Raw genomic sequence first — 7,985 nt, forward strand, 5'->3', positions numbered from 1 at the left:
ATGCCTGCATACTCTCATGAACTAAAGGAAAATAAAATTTTTCAAAGCATGTCTCGCAAAGGAAATTGCTATGATAATTCTGTCATGGAAAATTTCTTTGGTTTACTAAAGCAAGAAATCTATTATGGGAATACATACTACAGCTTTGACGAACTAAAAGAAGCGATTGAAAAATATATTGTGTATTACAATCAAAAACGTATTAAAGAGAAACTTGGCTGGATGAGTCCTGTTGAATACAGGCTTTCTGTCTTGACTGCATAAAAATAACGTAGCAGCCATCAAACTGCTACGTTTAAAAAGTCTAACTTTTGGGGGTCACCTCAATTTTATCGGGCTGTTTTCTTATGTATTAATGGTTGGATTTCTTTAGGTTGCACTTCGTACAAAGCATTTGACAATTATCCGGCATCGTCCGGCCGCCTTTGCTCCACGGTTTAATATGATCCCCGTGCATCTCCGAATACTTAAATTCTTCGCCGCATCCGGCGCATTTGTGGCCTTGCTTCTTATACGCTTCTTGTTTTTCTCGTTCATTAAATGCCCTTATGGATAACTCTGTTTCATTACCGGTCAACAAATAAGGATATATTCCTGCTTTTCTTGTAACATCAGGATCCGCATAAAGCTTTTATATCTTGTCTTCTAATACTTCCGGATCTAGATCCCTTCGTGCGCCATGTTCATTGTAATACTCACCCCATGGCAGCCCCTTCATTTCTTTTCTGTACTTAGGAAATATAGATTGTGTCCATTCAATAACAGAATGAAAATATGACCACAACTCTTGTGCTGTCGGAGTGTCTTGTCGTTTTGCCATGTATTCTTCGATACTTGTTCCCTCTTTGCTTGCCTCCCATTTGATCGCCGTTTCAAGATGGTCTTGCCGGATAGAACTTCCTTTTAGATAGTCACTCGCCAGATTATTAGCTGGCCATTAGTTTTTGAGAAGTATTTCTTAGCATCCATTGTCCACGCCCCGGCGTAGACGGCATTTCTTAATTCCTGATCGGTCAGTTATTCTCCGGCAATGTTTATGATTTTAAACCACTCCAGTTTTTCGCTGTCTCTTCCGTCACAAACATAAATAGCTTATAGTCCAGTATTTGATTTTTTTGATCTTCCGGTAAATTAGCAAAATATTTGTTGTTTACCGAAAAATTTCCGGCTACATATTCACAAATAGATATTGTCCGTTGTTGGCCATCTAGTATTTCATACTTATCTTTACCAGTCTTTGCCCAATAAAAAACATTCAATGGTAGATGTCTGGCTACAGATTTTATTACTTCGTCCCGCTGCACGTCCTTGTAAACAAATTCTCTTTGATATTTCGGCCTTATATCTAACCTTCCGGCATATCCGGTTACGCCTTCTTCGTCATTGTTTAAATAACTCTCTGTCAATTCTCTTATAGTTACCTTTTTTCTTCAATAATCATAACTTATCCCTCCTTTTTAAGCATCGGATGTTTATTACGGACAAATAATCGTTTATACTTTTTAATACCTTTAATCAACGGTTGTGCAATACCAGATTCTTCAATCCATAAGCCATTAGAAAAGCCTTTGCCTTCGCTTTCTGTCGCGCCTAAAATTTCAAACTGATCGGGATTATATTTGTCCATAAAAGTGATGGGTACGCCTATAGCGCCCTCATAGTCGTAAGGTATTTCAGTAACCTTATCAACATTTATGGCACTGTAATTATCATACGTAGGAAAATCTTCGGGATTGTATTTTCTTATTAAAATTAAATTTTCGTGCCGTTTGTTAATGTCTAAGTTTGTATACCAGCAAACCCCCGCCACGTTAAGAATTATATCGCCATTGGTATCTATCTTTGTTTTCTTGCTTTTAATTTCAATATTGTTTGGCATAATCATCCATCGCCCGCCATTTAACGATGTTGCGTCGACTCATACTTTGTTTCCTTTTAAAAGTGGAAAAAACTCTTTATAGGTAATAGCGTTTTTATTTCCCATAATGACGAACTTTTTATCATACGATCCTAGTGTTGACACATATTCTCTAAACAGAGAAAAGGGAGGATTAGTAACCACTACATCTGCTTCTTTTAAAAGCTTTAAACATTCTTCGCTTCTAAAATCTTCATCGCCTTCCAATTCTGTCAGCGTATTTTCTCCCATTTTGAACAGTTCAGCTACATCGAGCATATCAACACCACCATCACCGGTGGCATCATAAACTTTTGTAACTACGGCTTTATATGGCTTGTTTTTATTTGTTTCATCACCGCCTATAACATCAAATAGTGATAAATTTTTATTTGATATAGGATATGTAGCATAACAAGTAGCAACTAACTTTTTAAGTCCTAATTGATTAAAATTAAGGACAAAATATTTGAAAAAGTTGGATTCAAAAGGATCATCACAATTACAAAATACAATTTTACCCTTAAAGTGCCTTTTATAATGCCGCAGCTCTTTTTCTATATCCTTTAATCGGGTATAAAACTCATCGTTTTTTTTCGCGCGCGGCTCTTGCTAAACCTTCATTTCCGGGCATAAAGCATTTCCTCCACTATTAAATCAATTACAAAATTATTTCCGTTTTATGATTTACTTTATTAACGCTCTAAATCTTTCCCAAAATCGTAGATGCTAACTGCCGCTTATCCATATAAATCTCCTAGTCTACTCTTCTAATCTACTCCCAGCTCAATACCGCACCTTTTAAGAAATCGTCTTAAATTATAGAAATCTATATAAATCTCTCAAAAATTCCTAACTTTTAATGTTAATCACCTGCCTGTACCTATACTGCACCTATAAGCACCGCCGGTTATCGTATATCAAGTGGATTTAAAGCCATTTAGAGATTTACAGGGCTTGCTTTCCAACGCTACAAACAACATCAATCAGATTGCAAAGCGTGTAAATTCGACCGGCATAATCTACAAAGATGATATAAACGATATGAAAAAGCAGATTGACCATTTCTCAAAAGAGTTGTGGCAGATACATTCACTGCTTCTTAACAGAACTTCCGGAGGTGATTAAATTTTATGGCTATTACAAAAATACATCCTATAAAATCAACACTTAATCTCGCCATTTCATATATTGTTAATGGAGAAAAAACAGATGAGCAAATCTTAGTAAGCACTCATAAATGTCATCAGGAAACTGCTCATACTCAATTTTTAAGAACACGAAATGATGTCGGCACAAACGGAACTGTCCTTGCAAGACACCTCATTCAATCCTTTTTACCCGGAGAAGCAAGTCCTGAAATGGCACATCAAATCGGTCTTGAACTATGTAAAAAGATATTAAAGGATGAGTACGAATATGTCTTATCTACCCACATAGATAAAGGGCATATCCACAATCACATCATATTCAATAATGTCAATATAGTTAGTGGCAAATGCTATCAATCCAACAAGAAAAGCTACCACCAAATTAGGTATCAAAGCGATAAGCTATACAAGGATAATAACCTTTCTGTGATTGATGAATTCTACGAGAGCTATAAGAGAAAGTACAAAACAAATGGCAAGTCATGGTATGAAAATGAGCAATCTAAGAAAGGTACTTCTTGGAAAAGCAGACTTCAATTTGATATTGATCGTCTGATAAAACAGTCTAAGGATTGGGAAGAATTTCTAAAGAAAATTGCGGAACTTGGTTATGAAATAAAGCATGGAAAACATATAGCCTTTAAGCCAAAAGATAAGCAGAGATTTACAAGGACTAAGACGATTGGTAAAGATTATACCGAAGAACGATTAAGAGAGCGTATTACAGAAAATCAATCTATTAAAGCCCCACCTGTCAAAAAACGAATCGGAAATGTCATCAATATGAATACCAATACCAAAGTAAAAGAGAGCAAAGGCTATGAATATTGGGCAACCAAGCATAACTTAAATACAATGGCTGAGTCAGTTATTTTTATCAGAGAACATGGTATTAAATCTGTTAAACAACTTGATGAATACATTAGGAAAAGTGCTGAAGAAAGACAGAACTTACAAGATAAAATCAAAGAAATTGACAAGGATATGCAGCTACTTTCTAATACGATGGAACAAATTCATACTGTTAAAAAATATCGAGCCTACTACAAAGAATATAAGGCAAATCCTTCTGATAAGGCATTTTTTGAGGAGCATAAGGCTGAAATCACACGCTACGAAACAGCTCTTACAAAACTTAAAAAGTCCTATTCAAAGCTGCCTGATTCCAAGGATATTTTAGATAAACTTGATAAATTGCAAGAAAAAAAGAATACCCTAATGCAAGAGTATTCTTCTACAAAATATACTATGGACGAGCTTTATCAAATACGAAAGAACCATGGAATTTACATGGGCAAGGAGATGGAGAGATAGAATCTCTCCATCTCTATTAACTATTTTATTTTTTTAAATGATATATATTTTCAATATAATTTTCTGAAAAATCCTCAATATTTAATTTATACATATTTAAATACCCTTGGATTCTTTCATCAGATAATGAATCTAATTCGTATTTTCTGATTTCTTTTACAAACTTTTTTAGATTATCTTTTAGCTTTTTTAAACCATTCCTTCTCATCACGAAAACTTTCTCATTAAAATCCGCATCATGTGCTAACTGCTTAGTAGGAATTATCATTATACGCAAAACATCTACAAATTCCCCATACTCTTCCTTAAACCATCCACAATGATTATTAAATTGACCTGCTTCAGATTTTTTTATAGCATTTCGATTTTCGTCCACTTCATTTTTACACTCAAAAAATACATATTTTTTATTTGAAACACACCACAAATTATCTGGACCCTTTCTAATTTCTTTATCTGGACGTTGACTAACATAACCTAGAATTTCACCTAAGTTTTTTAATGCAGATTCAAATTTTTCAGCCGCAATGCCAAAAGAAAGATTTTCTATCAGTTCATTTATATAAAGATTAAATTCATCAAAACTGTCATATTTGCCAATATTTCTTTTGAATCTATTTATTCTATTTTCATTCAGGAAAGAGATTTTTGAATATGCAATTCCCTCTTTAGGCTTTAATAATTGAGGATTCTTTTTAAATGCGGACTTTTGAAGTGTTTTTGATTGTTCCTCTGAGTACATATATGCATATCTTGCCATCTGCTCTAAATACCAGCCTTTTTCTAAATCATCATTGATAAACTTATCAATGAATTTTTGTGTCCTTTCTACAGCAAGTTCATATTCTCCCTGTGAAAATAATTTTTCTAATTCATTTTCTTCTGCGTATCTGTTATAAATTTTATTTTCTACGTTATCTTGAACAATTGCATTCATTTCACCAGTGTAATACTCTTTCCACCCTTCATCCCTTTTGAGAATTTGCTTTATTAGTGAAATAATCTGCTTCATAGGCTGATCTTCTTCACTAATTTCTTCTTTTGCCATTTTTGCGACTTCAAACCCAATCTCTATTTGTTTCTGTGTCTGGGCAGAAAAATATTTTCTTGTTAACACTCCTCTCATAAATTTTTCTATATCAGATCCTATTACAAGAATAGCGCAATAATCTTTTTCTCCACGAACAGCCCTTCCTAATCCTTGTTCAATCTTTTGTGCTATTTTTTTATTTATAATTTCACTATTAGGGCAACACTTTTCTTCATATCTATCAGAGAAGTTGTTTAGAAATGGCATTGAATCCATTATCAAAACTCTGCAGCTTTCATCGGGCAAATCAATCCCATCATATCTATTATTTATCACAACGGTTTTTCCAAAATTACTTTTTCTTAGATCATCTATCACAGAAAATAATTCTTGATTATTTTGTGGAAGTTTTGAACCTAATTTACTGTAATAGATAGCTCTTTTTGTATTAGGAACTATAGCGACGATACCAAACTTCTTAACATTCATTGATGCAAATTCAGTTGCAACTAAGTCTCTATCACAGGTTTCGTCTATTAATGATGGCATCAATATCATCTTTTCACCAGACCATCTTAATTGTGGATACACAATCGGATTAGCCACTGCATCAGTTGAAAAATTCAAACCCTTGACAAAAAAAATATCTTCTTGAGTTGTTGCAGACATTAAAATTCTTCTCTTAGCTTTTGAAAATGTCCCAAATTGTTCTACGTTAATGTTATATGGAGCAATCTCAATCTTACTTCCTGAAATAAAACAAGAATATTCTATTATTTTATCCTTCATTAACGGCCACACAAACTTAATTTCATCCATATTGGCAAATTCAGATAGAATAGATAAAAGTTCAGTCCTTTTACTATTCCATGCCCAGTATGGAACCATCATGAAAGTTTCGTATTCTCCAGATTTAATATCTAAATAGCTCCCCTCACCTTGCTCTATTAAATCATCTGAAAACAAAGTGAGTATCCTACCATAAATATCCTCGTTTCCATTTTTATTTCTATTAATGGTTAAAGTAAATGAATCCTTTATGACATCTATACACGCATGGGAATCATCTAGAATTATTGTATTTGTCTTTGTGAAGTTATTTCCTAATCCAAAAATTGATTTTCCATTAAAAATTTTATGAGCATGTGTAATTAAAATTTTTTCACCTGATAAAAACTCATTAGGAATTTCATTATTATTATCAATTGCACAAAACGGAATACCGAATTTTTCAGCTTCCAAACAAACCTGTTTGACTAAATAAATATTAGGACAAACATATATGCATGGACCCTCTCCTAAATTAAGTGCTGATTGTAGCATTAGTAAACCAATTAAAGTTTTCCCTTCTCCAGTATGAAGCTTTACAATAAGATCTCTCTCATCTTTTCTATTGTTATACCACTCTTTCAAAGCATATTTTTGAACAGGTCTCAAAGGACCTGCAATACTCTTTCTATCAAGCGTATTATATAAATCAATAGGATTGGTAATTTTCGACTTGCTTTTTAAAGCAATTTTTTTCTTAAAATCTACCATTTTTAGTGCCTCCATTTAATTTTATCATTCTCATTTATTTTCATTTATTAATAAAAATGTATCCCACAAATAGCGAACAAGAGTTATACTTGCCCCAACAGATAATTCTGCATGTCGTTTTGTTAATCCATTAAATTTTGCAGAACGACCATGCCCACTTCCATAATGATTTCTTAATTCAATTATTCCACTACTTAAACCATTAAGACTCCCTGTAATTTGTTTCACAATTTTTTCTTCTTCTAAATCCATCGCCATGCCTTTATTGGGAATATTCAATGAACTTAGAGTTTGTTTTACAAGTTGTCCCATATTTATTGAATCTTTTATAATTTCACCATTGCTTTCAATGATTGTTTTACAACAACTTTCTAGTAATTCTTTTGACTTTCCTATTGCTTCTGTCGGATTTTCATTACACATTGCTACCATCAAATCTATTTGCTGATTCATATATTTACTAGAAAATTTTTTCTTTAACTCTTCTGATACTTTAGAAAATTTCTTAGAATGTTGCTTTTCTCTTTCAATAATTTCCTTACACTTATTATAAAGAGATTTGTATGTGCTTCCGTTATAAGCTTTATCATCTGATTCTATTTCTAAGGAATATCGCACTTCATAATATTCCAGTAAATCATCTAATAATTTTACTACCTTATCATTATCTCCTTCATTTATAAATTCGTTTAATGACTTACCCTTCGATAAATTATATTTCTCACACAAAGCTGTTCCTACACTATGCAATGTGAATTCATCAAATCTATATGTAGAAAAATCTAAAACATACCCACCTCTATTTAACAAATCATTAAAGTATGTTCTTTCAATATAACTAATCATAAATTCCTCCAGTTCATTAAATTATTCCAAGTTTTAAATTGCAATATGAAATTGAACAGTATCCAAATCTACAATTCTATTAACTTCTTCAAGAAAGACATCTAAGGGGGTTTTATAATTTAGAAGCTTGCGTGGCAAATTATTGCACCATTGAAGTGTTCGTTGAATTGTTTCCTCTGAAACGGCTTTTATGGGCATTCCTTTCGGT

The 7,985-nt window shown here is 32.9% G+C and carries 8 protein-coding genes and 2 pseudogenes; 3 read left to right on the plus strand and 7 right to left on the minus strand.

What is annotated here, in order from left to right; all coding sequences use genetic code 11:
- Positions 1-264 (plus strand): IS3 family transposase (locus tag K357_RS0107040; protein WP_028258069.1); only part of this gene is annotated, 264 nt, incomplete at its 5' end.
- 88 nt (positions 265-352) lie between these two features.
- Here K357_RS0107040 and K357_RS10105 read toward each other — a convergent pair.
- The 4 genes and pseudogenes from K357_RS10105 to K357_RS09975 form a co-directional block, all read right to left on the minus strand.
- Entirely contained in the window at positions 353-580 is a 228-nt protein-coding gene (locus tag K357_RS10105; RefSeq protein ID WP_425314973.1) for an HNH endonuclease, read from the minus strand.
- 51 nt (positions 581-631) lie between these two features.
- Positions 632-820: a hypothetical protein gene (locus tag K357_RS09895; RefSeq protein WP_211218957.1), complete on the minus strand. Its 189-nt coding sequence runs from the start codon at positions 818-820 to the stop codon at positions 632-634.
- A gap of 214 nt (positions 821-1,034) precedes the next feature.
- Positions 1,035-1,406 carry a DUF262 domain-containing protein gene (locus K357_RS09900; protein ID WP_028258070.1) on the minus strand — a complete coding sequence of 124 codons (372 nt, stop codon included), beginning with the start codon at positions 1,404-1,406 and terminating at the stop codon, positions 1,035-1,037.
- 38 nt (positions 1,407-1,444) lie between these two features.
- A pseudogene (locus tag K357_RS09975) lies at positions 1,445-2,488 on the minus strand (adenine-specific methyltransferase EcoRI family protein); the annotation flags it as partial.
- Between the two features lie 321 nt (positions 2,489-2,809).
- On the opposite strand from K357_RS09975, the gene mobC reads away from it, so the two are divergent.
- Complete coding sequence (gene mobC, locus K357_RS09560) at positions 2,810-3,025, plus strand: plasmid mobilization relaxosome protein MobC (protein WP_081658428.1); 216 nt, start codon at positions 2,810-2,812, stop codon at positions 3,023-3,025.
- A 5-nt stretch (positions 3,026-3,030) separates the two neighbouring features.
- Positions 3,031-4,362: a relaxase/mobilization nuclease domain-containing protein gene (locus K357_RS0107060; RefSeq protein WP_028258071.1), complete on the plus strand. Its 1,332-nt coding sequence runs from the start codon at positions 3,031-3,033 to the stop codon at positions 4,360-4,362.
- 25 nt (positions 4,363-4,387) lie between these two features.
- On the opposite strand, the gene K357_RS0107065 is transcribed toward K357_RS0107060, so the two are convergent.
- From K357_RS0107065 to K357_RS10110, 3 genes and pseudogenes are all read right to left on the minus strand, one after another.
- The gene (locus tag K357_RS0107065; protein ID WP_028258072.1) at positions 4,388-6,931 is read right to left on the minus strand and encodes a DEAD/DEAH box helicase; all 2,544 of its coding nucleotides are present in this window, start codon (positions 6,929-6,931) and stop codon (positions 4,388-4,390) included.
- Positions 6,932-6,961: 30 nt separating this feature from the next.
- Positions 6,962-7,777 (minus strand): abortive infection family protein, encoded by an 816-nt coding sequence (locus K357_RS0107070; protein WP_028258073.1) that lies wholly within the window; start codon positions 7,775-7,777, stop codon positions 6,962-6,964.
- Positions 7,778-7,810: 33 nt separating this feature from the next.
- Positions 7,811-7,985, minus strand: a pseudogene (locus K357_RS10110) (IS30 family transposase); the annotation flags it as partial.

This window comes from Veillonella montpellierensis DSM 17217 (assembly GCF_000426745.1).
GTDB classification, from domain to species: Bacteria; Bacillota; Negativicutes; order Veillonellales; family Veillonellaceae; genus Veillonella; species Veillonella montpellierensis.

Coding starts and splice junctions, on each gene's coding strand:
- K357_RS09895 (WP_211218957.1), bottom strand. CDS start 820: ATGGCAAAACGACAAGACACTCCGACAGCACAAGAGTTGTGGTCATAT.
- K357_RS0107060 (WP_028258071.1), top strand. CDS start 3,031: ATGGCTATTACAAAAATACATCCTATAAAATCAACACTTAATCTCGCC.
- K357_RS0107065 (WP_028258072.1), bottom strand. CDS start 6,931: ATGGTAGATTTTAAGAAAAAAATTGCTTTAAAAAGCAAGTCGAAAATT.
- K357_RS0107070 (WP_028258073.1), bottom strand. CDS start 7,777: ATGATTAGTTATATTGAAAGAACATACTTTAATGATTTGTTAAATAGA.